The organism is Micromonospora sp. NPDC093277 (assembly GCF_044765245.1).
Classification (GTDB): Bacteria; Actinomycetota; Actinomycetes; order Mycobacteriales; family Micromonosporaceae; genus Micromonospora.
In genome coordinates this window covers 73225-93791 of record NZ_JBIWJO010000009.1, presented here as the reverse complement: position 1 = coordinate 93791, position 20567 = coordinate 73225, and the positions used below count along the sequence as shown (strand labels likewise).

The window sequence follows — 20567 nt, the reverse complement described above, 5'->3', positions numbered from 1 at the left end:
GGGCAACCGAACCCCAGAGATGCGAGATGAGCCGTGACAACAGAACAAGCCCCGGGCAGGTCCGAGACCGCGGTGTACGAGGTCGTGGCGGCGGCATGGAGCGCCGCGCTGAACCGGGACCCGGTGACCGACGATGACGACTTCTTCGCCCTCGGCGGGGATTCGCTGGCCGCGATGCGGATGGCCGCCAGCCTGCGTACCGCGCTGGACGTGCAGGTGCGGATGAACGCGGTCTTCCAGCATCCGACCCTGGCCGAGTTCGTCGCCAGCCTGCGAGCCGAGTACGGACCGGAGGTGGAAAAGGCCGCCGAGCAGTACCTGACCGTGCTGGGCTACTCCGACGACGACGTCCAGGCAGCGCGGGAGAAGATGCGGTGACCAACCTGCTCACTCCCCGGAAGGCGGCGCTGCTCGCGGCGCTCCGCGCCGGCCAGGCCGGGCCACCGCTGGACCGGATCACCTCGGGTGGCCCGACCGGCACGGCGAGGACCTCGTACGCCCAGCGGCAGATGTGGTATCTGAACCGGCTGGCCCCGGACGAGCCGACGTACCTGGTGCCGGTCGCGTACCGGTTGCGGGGACGCCTCGACGAGTCCGCGCTGGCGTGGTCCCTGGACACGGTCGTGGAGCGGCACGCGTCGCTGCGCACCTCGTTGCGCACCGAGGGTGACGAACCGGTGCAGGTGGTACGCGACGCCGAGCCGGGACTGCTGAACATCGTGGACCTCACCGGGGTGCTGCCGGCGCGGCGGGAGGCGCAGGTGCTTACCCGCCTCGCCGCGCAGGCGGAAACGCCCGTCGACCTGGCCCGCGACCCGGTGCTGCGGGCCAGCCTGCTGCGCTGCGCACCGGACGATCACGTACTGCTGCTGGCGTTCCACCACGCCGCGATCGACGAGTGGTCGCTACGGATCTTCGACGAAGAGTTGGGCGAGCTGTACGCGGCACGGCTGGCCGGGCGGACGCCGGTGCTGGCCGAGCCACCGATCACGTACGGCGACTACGCCGCCTGGCAGCACGAGTGGCTGGGCGGCCCGGAGGCGGCGACCCAGCTTGAGTACTGGCGGGACCGGCTGGCCGGCGCGCCCGCCGTCCTGGACCTACCCGTCGACCGGACCCGCCCGGCCGAGCCCTCGGTCGCCGGAGCTGTCCGTACCTTCCCGCTCGATGTCCCACAGGACGCGCTGCGAGAGCTGTGCCGGCGGTTTCGGGTCACGCCGTACATGGTGACCCTGGCCGCCTTTCAGGTGCTCCTGGCCCGCTACACCGGGCAGCGCGACATCGTGGTCGGCGCGCCCGTGGCCAACCGCCAGCGGGCCGAGACCGAGGCGATGATCGGCCTGTTCGTCAACACGGTCGCGATCCGCTGCGACCTGGCGGACAACCCCTCCTTCGCCGAGCTGCTCGGCCGGGTCCGGTCGGCCGTCCTGGACGCCAACCAGCATCAGGACCTGCCGTTCGAGAAGCTCATCGAGGCCCTGCGGCCGGTCCGGGAGCCAGGTCACAGCCCGCTGGTCCAGGTCATGTTCATGTACGGCGACCAGCCGGCGCCGCCGCGCCTCACCGAAATCAGCGCCGCGCGGATCGACGTGCCGCTGCGTACGGCGAAGTTCGACCTGACCCTGGGCGTCCGCAACACCGCCGGCGAACTCACCGTGGACATCGAATACCGGACGGACCTGTTCGAGGACAGCACCGTCGAGCGGATCGCCGGGCACTTCCACGTGCTGCTCGGCGCGCTGCTGGCCGATCCGGCGGTCCCGGTAAGCGCCGCACCACTGCTCACCGCCGGCGAGCTGGATCAGCTGCGGACCTGGAGCCGAGGCGCCGCCACCGCCCCGGCCGCCACCGCCCCGGACCCGGCCGGCCCGACGGCGGAGCACGCGCCGGTGGAGCCGGTGCACGCCCTCATCGCGGCCCGGGCCGCGACGAACCCGCACGCCCCGGCGGTCGTGGACGGGACGCACACCCTCAGCTACGCGGAACTGGACACGCACGCCGAGGCGCTGGCCCGGGTGTTGCACACCCACGGCGTGGGCGTGGGCGGACTGGTGGCGATCCTCGTGGAACGCCGGGCCGAACTGGCCGTGGCGGTGCTGGCCGTGCTCAAGGCCGGCGGGGCGTACGTACCGCTGGACCCGTCGAATCCCGCGGCGCGGCTGCGGTACGTCCTGGACGACACCGCCGCGCCGGTGGTGCTCACCTCCGCCACCCTGCGGCGGCTGCTGCCCGAGACAGCCGCGGCTCTGATCGACGTCACGCTGGACGCCGCGCCCGGTGCGGACGACGCCCGGGCGGTCTGGGACGCACCGGCACCCGGACCGAACGACCTGGCCTATGTCATCTACACCTCGGGGTCGACCGGGCAGCCCAAGGGTGTCATGGTCCCCCACCGCGGCGTGACCAACTACGTGACCTGGGCTGCACAGGCGTACCAGGTCGGCCCCGGCGACGTCGTGCCGCTGCACTCCTCGATCGCCTTCGACCTGACGGTGACCAGCCTGCTGGTACCGCTGGCCGCGGGCGCCACGGTGCGGATGCTCGGCGAGCAACTCGGCCCGCAAGGGCTCGGCGAGGCGTTGCGTGGCCGGTCGGTCCCCTTCGGACTGGTGAAGATCACCCCCGCCCAACTGGAGCTCGTCAACCGGCAGGTCGGGCCGGCCGAGGCACCCGACGGTACCCGGTGTTTCGTCATCGGCGGCGAGAACCTGCGCGCCGATCAGGTCGCGCTGTGGCGGGAGCACGCGCCGGACACCCGGCTGATCAACGAGTACGGCCCGACCGAGGCGGTGGTCGGCTGCGTCGCGTACGAGGTCGATTCGGCCACGCCGGACGACGGGTCCGTTCCGATCGGCCGGCCCATCGCCAACACCGAGTTGTACGTGCTCGACGAGTGGGGCAACCGGGTCCCGATCGGCGTGGTCGGCGAGCTGTACATCGGGGGCGCGGGCCTGGCCCGGGGATACCTCAACCGGCCCGACCTGACGGCCGAACGCTTCGTTCGGCACCCGTTCCGCACCGTCGAGGGCGCTCGCCTGTACCGCACCGGCGATCTGGTGCGCTACCGGCCGGACGGCAACCTGGTGTACCTGGGACGCACCGACTCCCAGGTGAAGGTGCGCGGCTACCGGGTGGAGTGCGGCGAGATCGAGGCGGCCATCGGACGACAGTTGCCCGCGGCCGAGGTGGCCGTGCTGCCGCGTGGGGACACGCCACAGGATCGGCGACTGGTGGGATACGTCGCCGGGGTCGCACCCGACCAGCGGCACGCCGACCCGTTACGCGAGGCGCTGCGGTCGGAGTTGCCGCCGTACATGATCCCGTCCGCGATCGTCTTCCTCGACGCGTTGCCGGTGACCGGCAACGGCAAACTCGACGTGGCGGCCCTGCCCGCCGAGTCGGCCGCCCCGACCCGGCCCGCCGCGCCGGTGGCCACGCCGACGCACCACCCGACGGAAGCGCCATCTCCGGCCACCGGAGCCGACTTCGAGCAGTTGATCATCGAGGTGTGGCGCGAGGTGCTCGACCCGCCGCACGTGGACGTGGACGACAACTTCTTCGACCTCGGCGGCCACTCACTGCGGCTGCTCGCGGTCCATGCCCGCCTGTGCGAGCGGCTCGGCGACGTGGTCAGCCTGGCCGACCTGTTCCGCCATCCCACCGTCCGATCGCTGTCGATGTTCCTGCGCCGGATGGTGGACGCCGCCACGCTGCCGGGCACCTCCGCGCCGGTGGTGGCGCCGATCCCACGCGCCGAGCCGGACGCCGGACCCGCGCCGCTCTCCTCCGGGCAGCACCGGCTGTGGTTCCTGGACCGGGTCTACGACGAGGTGGTCTACACGACGGGGAGCGCGCTGCGGCTCGACGGCGACCTCGACGTGGACGTACTGCGGGCCGCACTGTCCGAACTCCTCCGCCGGCACGAGGCGCTGCGTACCGTCTTCCCGGCGGGCACGGACGGCGACCCGGTCCAGGTGGTACTGCCGGTCGCCGCCATCGACCTGCCGGTGGTGGAGGTGCCCGCGGACCGGCCGTTCGCACCGGCCGGCACGGCGGTCGGGCGGGACCCCGTACACGCCGCGCTGCTCGCCGAGATCCACCGCCCGTTCGACCTGGCCGGCGGTCCGCTGTTCCGCCCGGTGCTGTTCCGGCTCGCCCCGGACCGGCACATCCTGTCGATGACCATGCATCACACCGTCACCGACGGCTGGTCCCTGGGCGTGATCAAAACCGAGGTGGCCGCGCTCTACAACGCCTTCCTGGCGGGTCAGCCGTCGCCACTGCCCGAGCTGGCCATCCAGTACCACGACTTCGCCCGTTGGCAGCATGCGCGGCTGGCCGCCACGACCGCCGCGGACTCGATGGCCTACTGGCTACGCCAGCTCGACGGCGCGGCCACCACGCTGGACCTGCCCACCGACCACCCGCGTCCGCCGGTGCAGACGTTCACGGGTGCGGTCAGCGCCCGGGTGTTGGGGCAACCGCTGACCGAGGGACTGCGCCAGCTCGCTCAGCAGGCCGGGGCGACGTTGTACATGACGCTGCTGGCGGCGTTCCAGACGTTGCTGTTCCGCTACAGCGGGCAGCGCGACATCTGTGTCGGCACGCCGGTGGCCGGACGGGTCCGGACGGAGCTGGAGCCGATGGTCGGCTTCTTCGTCAACATGCTGGTGCTGCGTACCGAACTGGACGGCGGCGCGAGCTTCGCCGACCTGCTCACCCGGGTGCGCCGGACGGCGCTGGAGGCGTACGACCACCAGGAGGTGCCGTTCGAGCGGGTGGTCGACGCGCTCAGGGTGCCCCGGGACCTGAGCCGCAACCCGCTGTTCCAGGTCATGTTCAACCTGCTGAACATCCCCGACCAGGGGGATCTCCGGATGAGCGGCCTGCGGGTGACAGAGCTCGACGTGGAGCCGGAGGTCGCCCAGCAGGACCTCGCGCTGTACGCGTACGAGGTCGACGAGGGGTTGCGCCTGCGGCTGGAGTACAACTGCGCGTTGTTCGAGCCGGCGACCGCCGAACAGCTGATGGAGCACCTGGAGACGCTACTCACCGCGGTCGTCGCCGATCCGGGCGTCCGGCTGTCCGAGGTGGACCTGCTGACCCCCGCGGACCTGCACCGGCAGGTGGTCGAGTGGAACGACACGGCCCGCCCGACGCCGGACCGGACCCTGACCCAGTTGTTCGAGCGGCAGGTAGGCACGGCACCGGACCGTCCCGCGGTCACGTTCGGGAACACCACGCTCAGCTACGCCGAGCTCAATGCCAGGGCCAACGTGCTGGCCCACCGGCTGCGCGGAGCCGGAGTCGGGCCGGACGTCCCGGTGGCGGTCTCGCTGGAGCGTTCCGAACGGTTGATCGTGGCGTTGCTGGGAATTCTCAAGGCCGGTGGCGCCTACGTGCCGGTGGACCCGTCGTATCCGATTGAGCGGCGGCGGTACGTGCTGGACGACAGCCGGGCGGCGGTGCTGGTCACCGAGGAGAGCCTGGCCGGGCAGTTCCCGGAGTTCGCCGGCGAACTGTTGTTCTGTGACGAGACCGGGCCAGGATCGAAACCCTCGGATCGCGGTCCGGCGGAGACGAATCCCGAGCCGCTGACGACACCCGACCACCTGGCGTACGTGATCTACACCTCCGGCTCCACCGGCCGCCCCAAGGGGGTACGCATCCGGCAGGCCGGTCTGGTCAACCTGCTCATGGCGATGCGGGAGAAGCCGGGGATCGGCGCCGACGACAGCATGCTCGCCATGACCAGCTACGCGTTCGACCTGTCCGTGCCGGACTTGTTCCTGCCGCTGGTCGTGGGCGCCCGCATCGTGATGGCATCGCGGGACGTGGCGTACGACGCGGCACGGCTGACCGACCTGCTCGACGCCGAGGGCGTCACCCTCATGCAGGCGACCCCGGCGACGTGGCGACTGCTGATCGACTCCGGCTGGGCCGGCCGGCCAGGGTTGCGGGCGATCTGCGGCGGTGAGGCCCTGCCCGCGCCGCTGGCCAGGGACCTGGCCGAGCGGGTGCGCGAGCTGTGGAACCTGTACGGCCCCACGGAAGCCACGGTCTGGGCCACGGCCGAGCGGATCGAACGGGGCGCCCCGGAGGTGACCATCGGTCGCCCGCTCGCGAACAGTCGGGTGTATCTGCTCGACGCCGCGATGCGTCCGGTACCGGTCGGCGTCGTGGGCGAACTCCATCTGGGCGGGACCGGGCTGGCCCGCGACTACCTCGGGCAGCCCGAGCTCACCGCCGAGCGCTTCGTGCCCGACCCGTTCGGCGACGGGCGGCTCTACCGCACCGGGGACCTGGGCCGGTACCGGCACGACGGCAGGATCGAGTTTCTCGGCCGCAACGACTCGCAGGTGAAGGTACACGGGTACCGGATCGAGCTGGGCGAGATCGAGTCGCTGCTGCAGCGTCACCCTGCGGTGCGGGAGAGCGCGGTCGTCGTCCGCGAGGACGCCGGTGAGCCGGTCATCGTGGCGTACCTGTCGCTGCGCCCGGACACCGCCGACGGAACCGGTGGGGACGAGATCACCGGCTCCGCGTCGTGGCGGACCTACCTGCGTAGGTACCTTCCCGACTACATGGTGCCGGTGGCGTTCGTCGTGTTGGACGCCCTGCCGTTGACGACGAACCGCAAGGTCGACCGGAACGCGTTGCCGGCCTGGCGGCGCGGCGGTGACGGGGCCGGCGGGGCCGCGCCGCAGACCCCGTTGCAGCACGCGCTGGTCGCGCGCTGGGCGGAGGTGCTGGGCTACGAGACGGTCGGCATCGACGACGACTTCTTCGATCTCGGCGGCGACTCGTTCAAAGCGATCAAGGCGCTACGTGGGCTGGAAACGCCGATCAGCGTACTGGATCTGTTCCGCCACACCACCATCCGTTCGCTGACCGAGCACGTCGAGAGTTCGGCGGGGTCGGACGACCGGCTGCTGCACGAACTCACCGCGTCGAGGCCCGGCGTGCCGACCACGATGACCCTGGTCTGCGTGCCGTTCGCGGGCGGAGGTGCGGCCACCTTCCGGCCGCTCGCCGAGGCGCTGCCCGGGGGTGTCTCGCTCTACGCGCTGGAGCGGCCGGGACACGACCTGAACCGGGTCGACGAACCACAGCTGTCCATGGACGAGATCGTCACGCGCTGCGTGGCGGAGGTGGTCGACGGGATCACCGGACCGGTGGTCGTGTACGGGCACTGCGTCGGTGGGGCGATAGCCGTCGAGTTGGCCCGCCGCCTCGAAGCCGCCGGTGTCGACCTGGTCAAGGTCGTGATCGGCGCCCACTTCCCCGCCCCCAGGTTGCCCGGCCGGCTGTCCCGGTGGCGACGTCGATGGTTCCCGGCGGAACGCTGGACGTCCAAGCGGGTTGCCCTGGAGAACCTGCGCGCTCTCGGTTTCTTCACCGACGTCCTGGACAAGCGGGAGAAGGAACTGGTCATGCGGGTCGCCCTCGCCGACTGGACGATCGGTGAGGACTACTACACCGACGTCTACGCCGACGGGCCGCCGGACAGACTGCGCGCGCCGATCGTCTGTGTGATCGGCGCGGGCGACCGGTCCACCGAACTGTTCGAGGAGCGGTACCTCGAGTGGGAGTTCTTCAGCGACTCGGTGTCGCTGGAGGTGATCGAGGGAGCCGGCCACTACTTCGCGAAGCACCAGGCCGGCGACCTCGCGGAGATCATCACCCGTACCGCCGAACGGGGTCCGGCGGCGGCACCCGCCGAGCCCACGGCGGCCGCTGCCCAGCCGGAGCCCGCGCCGTCGCCGGACCCGCGGACCGCCGCGCCGCAGGCGCCGACCCCGGGTACGCGTCCGACCACCCGACCGGCCCGGACCAGCCTGAGCGTCTTCTACCGGGTCGCCTTCGGTCAGCTCGTGTCCCTGATCGGCAGCGGACTGACCAGCTTCGGGATGGGCCTGTGGGTGTTCCAGCGGACCGGATCGGTCACGCTGTTCGCCACCGCCGCGGTGCTGGCGTTGCTGCCCGCGGTGGCGCTCTCCCCGATCGCGGGCGCCGTGGCCGACCGGTGGAACCGACGACTGATCATGGTGTTCGCGGACACCCTGGCCGCCAGCGGCACAGTGGGGCTGGGACTGCTGTTGTGGCTGGACCGGGTCCAGCTGTGGCACATCTTCACGGCGATCACCATCACCGCGGTCTCCAGCGCCTTTCAGCAACCCGCGTATCTGGCCGCCGTCACGCAACTGGTGCCGAAGCGGTACTACGGTCGGGCCAACGGCATGGCTTCCCTCGGTGGGGCCAGCGGCACCCTGTTGGCTCCACTGCTCGGTGGCGCACTGGTCAGCACGATCGGGCTGCGCGGCATCATCGTCATCGACCTGCTGACCTTCGCCGTCGCGGTGACCATCACCCTCTCGGTGCGGTTCCCCGACCTGATGTTCAAGCGGCGTGAGGAGTCGTTCGGCCGGGAGGTCTCGGGCGGCTTCCGATTCATCGTGCGCCGGCAGAGCCTGCTCGCGATGATCCTGCTCACCACGCTGCTCAACTACTTCTTCGCCATGGTCGAGGTGTTGGCCACGCCACTGACGCTGTCCTTCGGCGATCCGTCGGTCCTCGGGGTGGTGCTCGGGGCCAGCGGTGCCGGGCTACTGCTGGGCAGCATCGCCATGAGTGTGTGGGGTGGGCTGGCACGGCGGGCGGTGGGCATCCTCGCCAGCGTGCTGCTCCTCGGCGTCGCACTGATCACCGTGGGCCTGCGGCCGAGCCCGGTCTTCCCGGCGTTGGGGCTGTTCGGCATGGGACTGGCGACCGCGTTCGTCAACACCCACTGGCTGTCCGTCGTGCAGACCAAGGTCGGCCTGGAGTTGCAGGGCCGGGTCATGTCGACCGGGATCATGCTCTCCTGGTTGATGGTCCCGGCCGGATTCCTGTCCGCGGCGCCGCTGGTCGACAACGTCTTCGGGCCACTGGCCGCGAATGGTTCTGTGGCGGCTGTGCTCAACGCGGTTGTCGGGGACGGCCCGGGTCGGGGAATCGCGGTGACCACCGTCTTCGCGGGGCTGTGCACCCTCCTGCTCGGCGCCGCCGGCTTCGCCTACCGGCCGATCCGCAGGCTGGACGAGGTCCTGCCGGACGCCGAGACGAGCGCGGTGATTCTGCGGGACAAGGATCGGCTGCAGGCACTCGCCGACCACCATCTGGCCGAGACGCAGCGGGGGCGGTAGCGGACGTGTTGGATCAAGGGTCGCGTGTTCTCCTGTTGGCCTATGACCTGGGTGCCGCGGCTCCGCTCGGGATAGCTGCCGCCGCGCGGGGTCTCTGCCGGATCGTCTTCCTCGCCGATCGTTCGCGGCCACATGTCGCCGATCAGTACGACGCGATGTGCGAACTGGCCGACGTCGTGGACATCAGCGGGCTCGACGCGGACGAGGTGTGGCGGAAGGTCTCGGAGATCGGTGCCGCCGGCGCTGTCACCTTCAGCGAGTTTCAGCAGCGGCTCGTCTCCGGCCTCGCGCACCGGGCGGGATGGCGCGGCCACGGGCCACGAACCGCGGCCCTGCTCACCGACAAACTCCTGCAGCGTCAGCGCCTGTCGGACGCGGGCGTCCAGTCGACGCGTACCGCGCCGATCGCCGATGAGTCCGACATCGAGAAGGCGGCCGTCGAGGTCGGCTTTCCCGCTGTCCTCAAACCGCGGCAGGGTGCCGCGAGCGCGCACACCCGGTTGGTCGGGTCGGTCGAGGAATGCCGAGCCGCCTTCCGTGACACCCCGGCCGGTGTGTCGCCGTTCGTGCTGGAAGAGTTCCTCGTGGGCGATCCGGATGCCGCCGGGGCCGGCTGGGGCGACTTCGTCTCGGTGGAGTCGGTCGTGCAGGCGGGCGTGGTCCAGACGGTCTGCCTGACCGGGAAACATCCGCTCGCGGAACCCTTCCGCGAGACCGGCGACGTCCTCCCGCACACCCTGGGCAGCTCCCTCGCCGAGGATGTCGTACGGCTGGAGCGAGCCGCGCTGAACGCACTCGGCGTGCGGGACGGGGTGTGCCACACCGAGATCAAGCTGACTGCCGACGGACCGCGCGTCATCGAGGTCAACGGGCGGCTGGCCGGGTATCTGAACGGGCTGCTTCGGCAGGCGACCGGGACCAACATGATCCGGATCGCTCTCCAGGTCGCACTCGGTGAGCCGGTGGCCATCTCGCCGCCGGAGGTCGACGGGGTCGCGTACCAGCGGTTCGTCGCGCCCCCGCCAGGCAGCCGCGAGGTCGTCTCACTGGACGCGTTGGACGGGCTGGAGCGTCTGCCCGGTGTCGACTGGGTCAACGTACGGGCCGAGGTCGGCCAACGGGTGAACTGGCACGAGGGCACCCAGAACATGCTCGCCATCGTGCACGGCTCGGCGCGAAGCCATGCCGAAGTGCTGTCCCTGATCGGGCACTTCGAGCACGCCGCGCGGGAATGCTGCGCCTGACCCGCCGCAACGCCGAGGTGAGTGCCTCACCGATCGCCGCAAGGGGTTCTGGTCTAGGGTTACGAGATCGCGTCACGGGGGCTGGGGAGGAAGAGCATGGCCGAGTACCCCCAGTTGCTGCACACCGTACTCGACACCACGAGGCCGCGAGAACTCGCCGAGTTCTACCGGCAGTTGCTTGGACTGCGGTACCGACCCGGCGACGAACCATCAGCAGACGGGACGGCTGGCGACGAGGACTGGCTCGTGCTGGTCGACTCGGCCGGGGTACGAAAGCTCGCCTTCCAACTGGTTGATCATCTGCCCCGGTCAACCTGGCCCGAGCACGACGTCCCGATGCAGATGCACCTGGATTTCACCGTCTCGACCTCAGCCGAGTTGCAGCGGCAGCGTGAGCGGGCGGAGGCACTGGGCGCGAAGATCTTGCTAGACCGGACCGGGCACCCCGACGAGCCGCTGTATGTGTGTGCGGATCCGTCAGGTCACCCGTTCTGCGTCTTCGTTGCGTAACGTCGACTCCGACCGTCCGGATCGGAGGCACCGGACGCGAGGATCGCCGTGACCGACGCAAAGTCCCAGCCGCACGCCCCAGCCCACCGCTCAGGCACATGTGCCGTCCGGCTGGCCCCCTCAGCCGCCGTGCCTCGATCGCGTTACCGCCCGAGGATCGTCACCGCCAGCATGAGCACGAACAGGACAGCGGCGACACCATTGAAGACCATCACAGCCGAGGAACGCTTTGCCTTCCGCCGGCTCGGCGCCCCGAGGTGACCCTTCGCGAAGGTGACCAAGGGCGGGACGTACTCGATCTCGGCGGTCCGGCCGGACGCGACGGCGACAACCGCCTCCGCGCGGCCGGCCCGGCGCGGCAGGAGGTACGGCACCCACGCCTGTACGCGATGACGACCGGCGGCGACCGGAAGACGGTGGGTGCCCCAGGAGAGCGCCACCGGATCCCCACCGTCGAGTGACAGGCGGGGCTTGCTGGCCGCGTAGAGAAAGGTACCGGTCGGACGGCTGAAGGTGACGGAAACGGTTCCCTCGCGAGCGGCCGGGCTGCTGTCGTCAGTCATCGGATCCCTTCCGTGGTCGATTCCAACTGTTCTCCACGTCGCCGCCGAAGGCGGCGTCACCTCACCGACGGGCCAGGTCGCGGCGCAGCAGAAGCGCGCAGGCCACGATGCCGAGTCCGATCAGAGTCAGCGCGCCCACATCGAACGACGAGTACGGGCGCTTCCGGTTCCGGACCACCTCCGTCGGGTCACTGGCGGAATACTCGACCTCCATCCGGTCGCCCACCTTCGGGCAGGAGTTGCCGCAGTCGACCCACGCCTCATACCGTTTGGCGTCGACGAAGTACTCCATCTTCGCCTCGCCCGACCGGCCCCGCACCACCTGCAACGCGAGGCCGTCGACAACCTGACCGTCGCTGTACGTGCCGTTCCGGAACCGGAACGTGCCCGCCACCGATGCTGCGGGCACCAGGAAGAGCATCGCCAGAACGGTGGTCACGGCGACAAGTACGCGCGCTCGGCGGTCGTGGAAGTCACGCCCCATCTCGGCTCCTTCAACACCGTGGTCGGGGGTCGCTGGACCGGTCGCCCAGCGACCCCCGACACGTCGTCACGACATGATCGCGGACTGCCTACTTACCTTCAAGGAATGTGTTGAACAAGAGGCCGCCGGGATAGAGCTGGCCAGCCGTCCAGGCTCCGGCCTGAGCGGCAGATCCGGCAACGAAGGTATTGAACGGAGTGTCCCAGAACTTGACCCCCTTCACCCGGGCCCCTGGCACGAAGGCGAACATCAGATCCATGGCGGCGCCGGTCCCCGCGTCGACGTAGTCCCACGTCGTGACGGTTCCCGCCTTTTCCTTCTCCCTGAGGTTGTAGCCGCGCGACATGATGCTCACGCCGGCGACGACCAGGGCGAGCGCGCTGCAGGCACCCGCGGTGACGACGATGCAGAGCGCCGCAGCCCCCAAGCCGACGTATCCGCCGTACTTGTTCCACCAGTCTGCGGCACCTGCGACGAAGTCGGAGTCCATCACCTTGTTGGCAACTTCCTTCGTCTTGTCCCAGGCGTCGCTGGCTCCCTGCTTGACGTCCTCCCAGGTCTCCTTCAACGCCGGGACGGCGGTCTCGTTCCACCATTCGGGGATGTCCTCGGTCACGAACTCGGGAACCGTGTTGGTGACGAATTCGTCCACCGCGTTGTAGGCGTCCTTCGCGCAGTCGCCCCAGGTGAGGGGATTCCAGCTGCACGACGAGTGACCGTCGATCTCGACGCGGGAGATCGGGTTGCCGCCGGCGAAGGCGTACCGGTTGGCGTTCCAGGGGTCGAGGCCGAGCCGCAGGTCGGCCAGGGCGCCGTTGTAGCTGTCGCGGGTCAGGAACCGGTTGAGACCCGGATCGTACTTCCGGAAGCCCATGTCGTAGGTTCCGGAACCGCCGCCCTGCACCCGCTTGGCGTTGTACCGGTAGGTGTTGTACGGCTTCTTGTCCGGGTTCGCCGGATCCGCCTTGTCGAGACCGGTGAACTGGGCGGTGTCGTCGCTGCCGTAGGCGGTGTAGCCGTAGGTGGCCAGCGCGTTTCCGCCGGCGCCCGTCAGCACCTCGACATCTGTGTGCGTGTTGTACCCGTAGTAGGCGTACTCCTTGGCGCCGCCCGACTTGTGGGTGACCTGCGCGAGCCGTTCGCCCCAGGGCGAGTACTGGTAGGACCGGGTCACCGAACCGGCCACCTCTTCGTCGATGACGTCGCGGGACAGGCCCAGGTAGTCGAAGGTGGTGGTCTCCGCCTTGGCCGTACCAGCGTCGGTCGTCTCGGTCCTCGTACGGTCCAGGGGATCGAACGTGAACTTCGTGACCGACGTGCTGGTCCGATTCTCGACGACCCGGTCGAAGCCGTCGTAGACGTTGCGCTGCAGGAGCGTGCCACCGGCGGTGACGGCGTCCAGGCGGCCGAACGGGTCGTAGTTGTAGGAGGACTTGAGCCCGGACGTCGTCGACGTCAACAGCCGGTTCCGGTCGTACTCGAAGCTGGTGGTGACCCCGTCAGCCGACTGGGTAACCACGTTGTTGTTGGCGTCGTGGGCGTAGTTCTCCACCCCGGCGCCGGTCCCGGTCTTGATGACCGAGGCGATCCGGTCCCGCGGGTCGTAGGTGTAGTCGTACTGGGTGCTCAACGTGGCCGAGTTGTCGTCGGCGTTCATCTTGGTCGTCGTGCTGCGTTTCCGGTTGCCGTTGAGGTCGTACTCCATGTGGTAGTCGGCGACGACCCTGCCGCCGGCCGTCTTCTCGACCTGGGTCTTCGGCAACCCGTCCAGGTAGTACGTGTGGTCGACCACATTGCCGTTGCCCTTGACCTGCTGGAGTCGCTCTCCCCGGTCGGTGTACGTGAAGGTCGTCGTCTTCCGCTCGGGATCGTTCGCGGACGCTCCGTTGAGGACCGTCTCCACCAGGTCGCGAGCCTCGTAGGTGTACTTGGAATACGTCCGGTCGTGCCCGACCGTCAGCGGCGACCCGTTCTCGTTGTAGCTGAAGGACGTCGTGTTCTTCAGCCCGCCCGCCTTGAGCTCGCGTACCGTCTCGACCTGGTTGAGATCCGTGTAGGCCATCTCGTAGGTGTCGATCAGCGCGCCGGCGCTCTTGTCCTCGATCCTGGTCTGGTTGCCGTTCGGGTCGTAGCGGTAGCTGTAGTCGACCTTCTCGTCGTCGACGTCGGCCGTGTTGTCGCGGACGAGTTTGACCGCGTCGGCGACGACGGTGCCGGTGGCCTGGTCGGTCAGGGACACCGTGTGGGTGTTGCCTTCGGTGAAGCTGTAGGAGCCGAGGCTGACCCAGGTGCCGGTGTTGGTGGTCTGGTTGACGGTCTTGACGGTGTCACCGCCGCCGTGCTTGACGGTGTACTTGGCGTCGGTGGCGGCGCCGGTGACCTGCGGGTATTGGGCGAACACCTCGTACGTACCGGCCTGCGGCACGTTGAGTTGCCAGGTGAAGGTGTTGGTGCCGGTGCCCGCCGGGCGGGTGGCGTAGTCGGTGCCGTACTTGCCGGTCGCGGTGTTGGCGGCGGTCCAGGCGCCGGTGCCGGTGGTCGAGGTGTTGTTGAAGTCGGAGTTGTCGACCAGGACGACCTGCTTGCCGACGGGCACGCCGTCGTCGGTGCGGGTCGCGAGTTTGCCGTCGGGGAAGTAGGACCAGGTCATCGTCCGGTTCGACGACCCGCCCGCCGACGCGACCGTCCTGGAGGTCTGGGCGCCGAGCTTGTTGTAGTCGTAGGAGGTGACGATGTCCCACGGGTCGGTGGACGACTTCGTCCAGCCGTTGTCGTAGTAGGTGTAGGTGGTGTCGTTGCGGACCGACTGCCCGGCCGACGGCGGTGCGGACAGGGTGGCCAGGCGGCCGACCGCGTCGTAGGTGTAGGTGGTGACGTCGGCGGTCTTGTAGCGGGCGTCGTCCCTGTCGTACGCGGTGCGGGTCTCCTTGACCCGGTTGAGCTTGTCGTAGACGGTGACGGTGGCGAAGTCGTCCGGGTCGTCGGTGGTGGCCACACCACGCGGGCTGATCACCTTGGTCTGGTTGCCGACCTGGTCGTACTCGTACCGGGTGGTGCGGTAGGTGGTGGTGGCGCCGTCGTTCTTGTGTGGCACCTTCACCTCGGTCGGCATGCCCCGGGCGTCGAGGGTGACCTGGGTGGTGTTGCCCAGCTGGTCGATGGTCGCCGTGACCAGACCGTCGCGGTCGTAGGTGCTGGTGGTGAACTTGCCGATCGCGTCGATGCTCTTGGTGACCCGGTGCGCCCGGTCGTACTCCATCTTGCTGGTGTAGTCGGCCGGGTCGGGGGTGGCGTTCTTACGCGGGTCGACCACGGTGACCACGTTGCCGGCGGTGTCGTACTCGTAGGTGATCGTCTCGCCCTTGGCGTTGGTCACCGAGGTGAGCTGGTAGATCGGGTCGTAGACGTTGGTGGTGGTGTAGTCGCCGCCCTGCGGGGTCAGGTTGCCCTTCGGCTCGGTGGTGGTCTTGATGTTGCCGACCTTGTCGTAGGTGTAGGAGGTCTTGCGCTCCGGGTCACCCACGACGTCGACCGGCGCCTTGGTCCAGGTGAGCTGATCGGCCGCGTCGTAGAATGCCGTCGTGACGGCGCCGTTGGGCGCGGTCGACTCGGTGACGTTGTCGTTCGCGTCATAGGTGGGTGCCGGGGTGGTGATCCAGTCGTCGGCGGCCTGCTTCCTGGCCACCCTGTTCTCCAGCGGACGCCCGAACGTGTCGTAGCTCTGGGTGGTGTCGTGGTCGAGCGCGTCGGTGACCTTGCGGACCTGTCCCCGCACGTCGTAGACGAACGTCGTCTGCTTGGTGTCGGCGTCGATGATGGTCTGCGGGTAGCCGTTCGGGTCGAACTGGTCGTTTTTGGTGGTGTTGCCGTTGGCGTCGGTCGCCGTCAGCATCTGACCCCACGCGTCGTACGTGTAGGACGTCTTGTAGTCGTTCGGGTCCGTCGTGGTGTTGCCGATCGGGTCGACGACCCAGGACAGGTCACCGTCGGGCTCGTACCCGAAGGTCCACTTCCGCCCCTCCGAGCTGGTCTTCTCGGTCAGGTCAGCGACATAGCCGTTGAGCTGCCGCTGGTAGGTCATCACCGTGCCCGGCCAGCCGTTGCGGACCGCCTCGGCGTCCCGAATCTGCGTCGGGAAGCCGGTCTTGGGGTCGTACGCCCAGGTCGACGCGGCGCCGTTGGGCTCGGTGAGCTTGCTGACGTTGTGGTCGTCGTCCCACTCGAGCTTGGTGACCTGGTTCTTCGCGTCCGTGGTCTGGACGGGCCGGCCAAAGCCGTCCATCTGGTACTGCGTGGTGTGGTTCTCCGCGTCGGTCACCGTGGCGTTGATGTTCTTGCCCTGCGGACCGTCCGGGTCCACGTACCCGAAGGCGGTGTCGTTGCCCAGCCGGTCCCGGTACGACTTGGTGGTCCAGTGGAACTTCGGGTCGTCCCCGTTCTGCGGATAGTTGTACGTCAGGCCGGTGGCGTTGCCGCGCGGGTCGGTGACCTTGACCAGCTTGACGTTCTTGTTCCCCTGCGTCATGTCGTAGGCGAACTTGAACGTCTTCGGCGCGCCGTTGGTCGACCCGGCGCCGTCGACCAGCTCACCGAGCAGACCCTTGTCCGTGTACGTGAAGGTCAACTTCCGGCCGGAGACGTCGGTGATCTGCGAGACGTGGTCGATGATCTTCGGGTTGGTCAGCTTCGTCGCCGACTTACGGGTCCAGGTGGTGTCGTCGATGTAGTCGTAGTCCTGGCCCTTGACGTAGTAGTCGACGGTCAGCGTCCGCCGGCCCGTCGGGTCGGTGATGTATTTCAGGAACTTCGTCGGAGCGTTGTTCGACTTGCGCTCCTCGTAGGTGAACACCATTTCGTTGCCGTTGTTGTCCACCGCGCTGGACAGGAAGCCCTCGCAGTCGTAGAAGAACTGCGTACGGTCCGGCCTGGTCAGCCGCCACGCCTTCGGCTCCTGCGTGTTCGGCTTGCAGGTGACTTCGGTGACCTTCTCCAGATACAGGTGCACGCCCTTCGGGCTCTTCCACGTCGAGGTCGCCGCATCCCAGGTGAACCAGTGGCTGGTGCCGTCCCCGTCGGTCATGGTGACCGTCGTCGGGTTCTGGTTCGGGTGGAAGTCCAACGGCGTACCCAGCCGCATCATCGAGCTGGCTTGCAGGGACCACCCGTAGCCGGCCACCGTGTCCGAGGTGTCGAGCGAGTTGTACGCCAGCCGCACGAACGTCGACAGGCCCCGCGACGGGTTGGTGAACGCGTCGTACGACCAGACCGTGTTGCCGGAGTACAGGTTGTTCATCAGCGTGCCGCCGGCACCGGTGTTCTTCCCCGCGTACGAGTAGAACTTCTCCAGGCCCAGCTGGTCGGAGGTCGGCTCCTCCACCGCCACCCGCTGCGCCAACGGCTCGATGGGCGTGGTCTCCGACAGCTTCTTGCCGGTGTTCTTGTTCTGCAGCTCCCACTCGATGACGTAGTCGGTGCGCTTGTTCCCCTCCACCGACGACGGCGGGGCCTTCACCTGTGCGGCAACGTCGACGGTGCCGCCGGGCGGAACGCTCGCCGGCAGCGGCGTGCGCAGCTCGAAGCTGGAGTCCGCGCCGTCGGTGACGCCGTCGGCCCGCTTCCAGTCGTAGGAGATCTCCCAGTCGGTCGGGTTCCACGTGGCCAGGGTCGGGTTCGACACCGTCACCGGAACGGTGTAGGTGGCGTCCGGCAGTAGCAGTTGCGGGGTCTCGGCGGCGTAGTACGTCGACTCGGCGGTCTGCTCCAGGTAGGTGACCTCCAGCGTCGGGCGCAGCAGCGGTTCCGGTGCTTCGGCGGAGAGGAGCATCGCGCGTGCGGTCTGGGCGGCTTCGTCGCGCATGCGCAGCATCAGGCCGTAGTTGCTGGCCGGGTTGGTCAGCCAGCCCTTCACCGGGGAGGTGACGTCCCAGGTCTCCCACTCCGGGTCGTTGGTGAACCCGTTGAACCCGGCCTTCCAGGCGGTGTCGTAGTCACCGCCCGGGGTGGTCCACGCGGTGCTGCCGTCGGAGGTGTTCCAGGTGGCGCGGGTCTGGTTGAACGAACGGGTCAACCGGTACACGTCGACGTAGTCGCTGGTGTTGGTGCCCGGCAGGAGGTAGGTGTTCCACATCCGCAACTCGGCGCCCACGACCTGAGCGTTCGTGGGAATGCCCTCCAGGCCGGGGAACTTCACCAGGCCGCGGGTCCTGCCGTAGAAGCTCGAGTTGTTTCCCGGCGACACGTACGGATCACCGGACGCACCGCCGTAGACATCGGCGTTCTCCGTGGGGCGGGCCGCGGACAGCGTGGTGTCCTCCACCCCGGTGCGGTAGATCCGGGTGATCTGCCCGGCCTTGGGCAGCATCGCCGGCTGCGTCGGACCCGCGATCAACCGACCGTCGGCGGTCTTCACCGCCACCATGTAGTAGTAGAACTTCCGCGCCATCGGGTCGGTGTTGTCCGCCGCCGTCGGCACCGCCGTCGTGTCCTCATAGGTGCGGGCACCCGACGACACCGGAGCGACCAACGTCGCCGCGGACGGGGTGAAGTTCTGCAACACACTCCGGTGCACCTGATACTCGACAATGTCCGAACCCGAGTACGCCGGCCAGTCCAGCACCGCACCGGTCGAGGTGACCGTCGTCGGCGGATTCACCGCCACACCCGGACGCCCGTACGTGACGACCAGCTTCGGCAGGTTGTGGTCCCGGCGGTCGTTGGCGTACGCGTACTCCGACGCCTCATAGACCGGCCCACCCCGGCCCTTGGTCGCCTCATCCACCGCCTTGACCATGAAACCGTGGTTGGTGTACGTCCTGTTCACCCAGTCCTGCACCAGGTTGCGCACCGGGAACGAGGTCCACACACTCGACTTACCGGCCGCCTTGAACGCCCCGACCTTCGTGAACCGGACCGCGTCGGCGATGACCGCCTTGTTCGCCACATCCCCCAGCACAACCTTCCCGCTGGTCCCGGCCACGAACGGATGCGTACCCAAGGTCACCCACGCCCCGGCGCTGTCCGGAGTGGTCTGATTGACCGGGTACGCCTTCGACCCACCCGAGTAGTACACGGTGTAGGGGGCGTTGGTGGCCCGGTCGAAAGCACCGACATAGTGCACCTCGACCTTGTAGTCACCCGACTCCGTCAACGTCGGCACCCAGGTGTGCGTGTCACCGGTCGTGGCGTCGTTGTTCACCCGGTAATCGCCGTTGACCGCCTTCGCCGTCATCTCGGTGTTCCCCGAGTACGGCCACGAGCCGACCACCGACGTGCCCGGATCCCCGTCGTCCACCGTCACCACGTTCGCCGCCGGCGTCCCGGTGATGTTGCCGGACATGTTCGCCCACGTCGCCGTGTCCGCCGTCCACCCCGTGGTGACCCGACCGACCTCCATCGGCACGTCGTACTCATACGTGGTGTGGGTCTGGTCGTAGTACAACTGCAACTGCGCGTCGTCGATCGGCGTGTTCACCGGAACCGAATCCAGATTGAACTTCAGCAACGACCGCCACGCCTGCGTCTCGTCCGTGCCAACCTTCAACTGGTACGTGTCGTTGTAGTTCTTACCCGTGTTACCCGAGTAGATCTGCACGTCCTGCGCGTCCGTCGGCACCGGCTGAATCTTGATCGTCGGATCAATCACCACCGGATACACCCGCGCCCGATCCGCCAACCAGGCCGCGTCCGCGGACACCGTGACGGTGGTCTGCCCGTACACCTGCTGCACCCGCTGGCTGACCCGATCCGACCACACCCGGCCATACGGAGACGCCCTGTCCGCCTTCGAGTCATACATGAACGGCGCCGGCATCACGAACACCGGCTCACCACCAGACAGGCGAACAAACGCAATCGAACCGTCCGCCCGCTGCTGCGCGGACAGGCCCGTGGTGTCCAGGGTGAACGTGTACGACACCGGACCAGCCGGCGCCTTCGCCAGAACGATCTTCTCCTTCAACGCCGTCGAGGTGACGTCGTACACCACGTCAGCGCCACCGGCGATACCCGGATACGTCACCGTCGACCCGGAAACCCGCGGCGTCACACTCCTCGCCGCGCCCGCCAAGCCCAGCTCGACGCTCCGGCCCTCGGCCTCGAACCGGACCAGATCCTTCGAGCTGCCCCCGAACAAGCTGGTGAACGTGTTCGTGCGGTTGCCCTGCACATACCCCTTCTCGCCGGTCGAACGCACGGTGGTGTCGATCGACTGCCACCGGCCGTTCGCGTCCCGGTAGTGCAGCGGCACCGCCGAGATCTCCGCCTGGGTACGGCCGTCAGAGAGTTGGTAGGTCCTGGTGTTCGCCGTTCGCTTGCCGGTCAACTCCTTGACCCGCTTCTGCGCCGGCCACGCCTTCGCCGCCAACGGCTTCTCCGCCTGGAACAACCCCGCGGCGACCACCTCCGGCCGCACCCGACCCGCACCACCATCAGACAGCCCACGCGCGGCATCACCCAACCGCGACAACAGACCACCCGACTCATCCTTGTCGCCACCTGCAGCCTGGCCGGCGGGGTCAGGATCACGGCCCGGAAGGACCTCCGTCCCACCCAACGTGACCACCATGGCCACCACCAGCCCCCC

The 20567-nt window shown here is 68.7% G+C and carries 7 protein-coding genes; 4 read left to right on the top strand and 3 right to left on the bottom strand.

Annotated elements, in window-relative coordinates:
* The first annotated feature begins 33 nt into the window (after positions 1-33).
* From ACIRG9_RS20800 to ACIRG9_RS20785, 4 genes are all read left to right on the top strand, one after another.
* Positions 34-378, top strand: coding sequence for a phosphopantetheine-binding protein (locus ACIRG9_RS20800; RefSeq protein WP_402858124.1), 345 nt, complete (start codon positions 34-36; stop codon positions 376-378).
* The gene (locus tag ACIRG9_RS20795) at positions 375-9185 is read left to right on the top strand and encodes an amino acid adenylation domain-containing protein (RefSeq protein ID WP_402858121.1); all 8811 of its coding nucleotides are present in this window, start codon (positions 375-377) and stop codon (positions 9183-9185) included. The genes ACIRG9_RS20800 and ACIRG9_RS20795 overlap by 4 nt, the downstream gene beginning before the upstream one ends.
* A gap of 35 nt (positions 9186-9220) precedes the next feature.
* Positions 9221-10429 (top strand): acetyl-CoA carboxylase biotin carboxylase subunit family protein, encoded by a 1209-nt coding sequence (locus tag ACIRG9_RS20790; protein WP_402858118.1) that lies wholly within the window; start codon positions 9221-9223, stop codon positions 10427-10429.
* A gap of 96 nt (positions 10430-10525) precedes the next feature.
* On the top strand, positions 10526-10939 hold the full coding sequence (locus ACIRG9_RS20785; RefSeq protein WP_402858115.1) for a VOC family protein: 414 nt from the start codon (positions 10526-10528) through the stop codon (positions 10937-10939).
* A 143-nt stretch (positions 10940-11082) separates the two neighbouring features.
* Here the strand turns inward: ACIRG9_RS20785 and ACIRG9_RS20780 are convergent, their stop codons facing one another.
* The 3 genes from ACIRG9_RS20780 to ACIRG9_RS20770 all read right to left on the bottom strand — a co-directional run bounded on the left by ACIRG9_RS20780 (position 11083) and on the right by ACIRG9_RS20770 (position 20396).
* Positions 11083-11502: a hypothetical protein gene (locus ACIRG9_RS20780; protein WP_402858112.1), complete on the bottom strand. Its 420-nt coding sequence runs from the start codon at positions 11500-11502 to the stop codon at positions 11083-11085.
* Between the two features lie 61 nt (positions 11503-11563).
* The gene (locus tag ACIRG9_RS20775) at positions 11564-11986 is read right to left on the bottom strand and encodes a hypothetical protein (protein ID WP_402858109.1); all 423 of its coding nucleotides are present in this window, start codon (positions 11984-11986) and stop codon (positions 11564-11566) included.
* Positions 11987-12074: 88 nt separating this feature from the next.
* The gene (locus ACIRG9_RS20770) at positions 12075-20396 is read right to left on the bottom strand and encodes a DNRLRE domain-containing protein (RefSeq protein ID WP_402858106.1); all 8322 of its coding nucleotides are present in this window, start codon (positions 20394-20396) and stop codon (positions 12075-12077) included.
* Between the last annotated feature and the right edge of the window lie 171 nt (positions 20397-20567).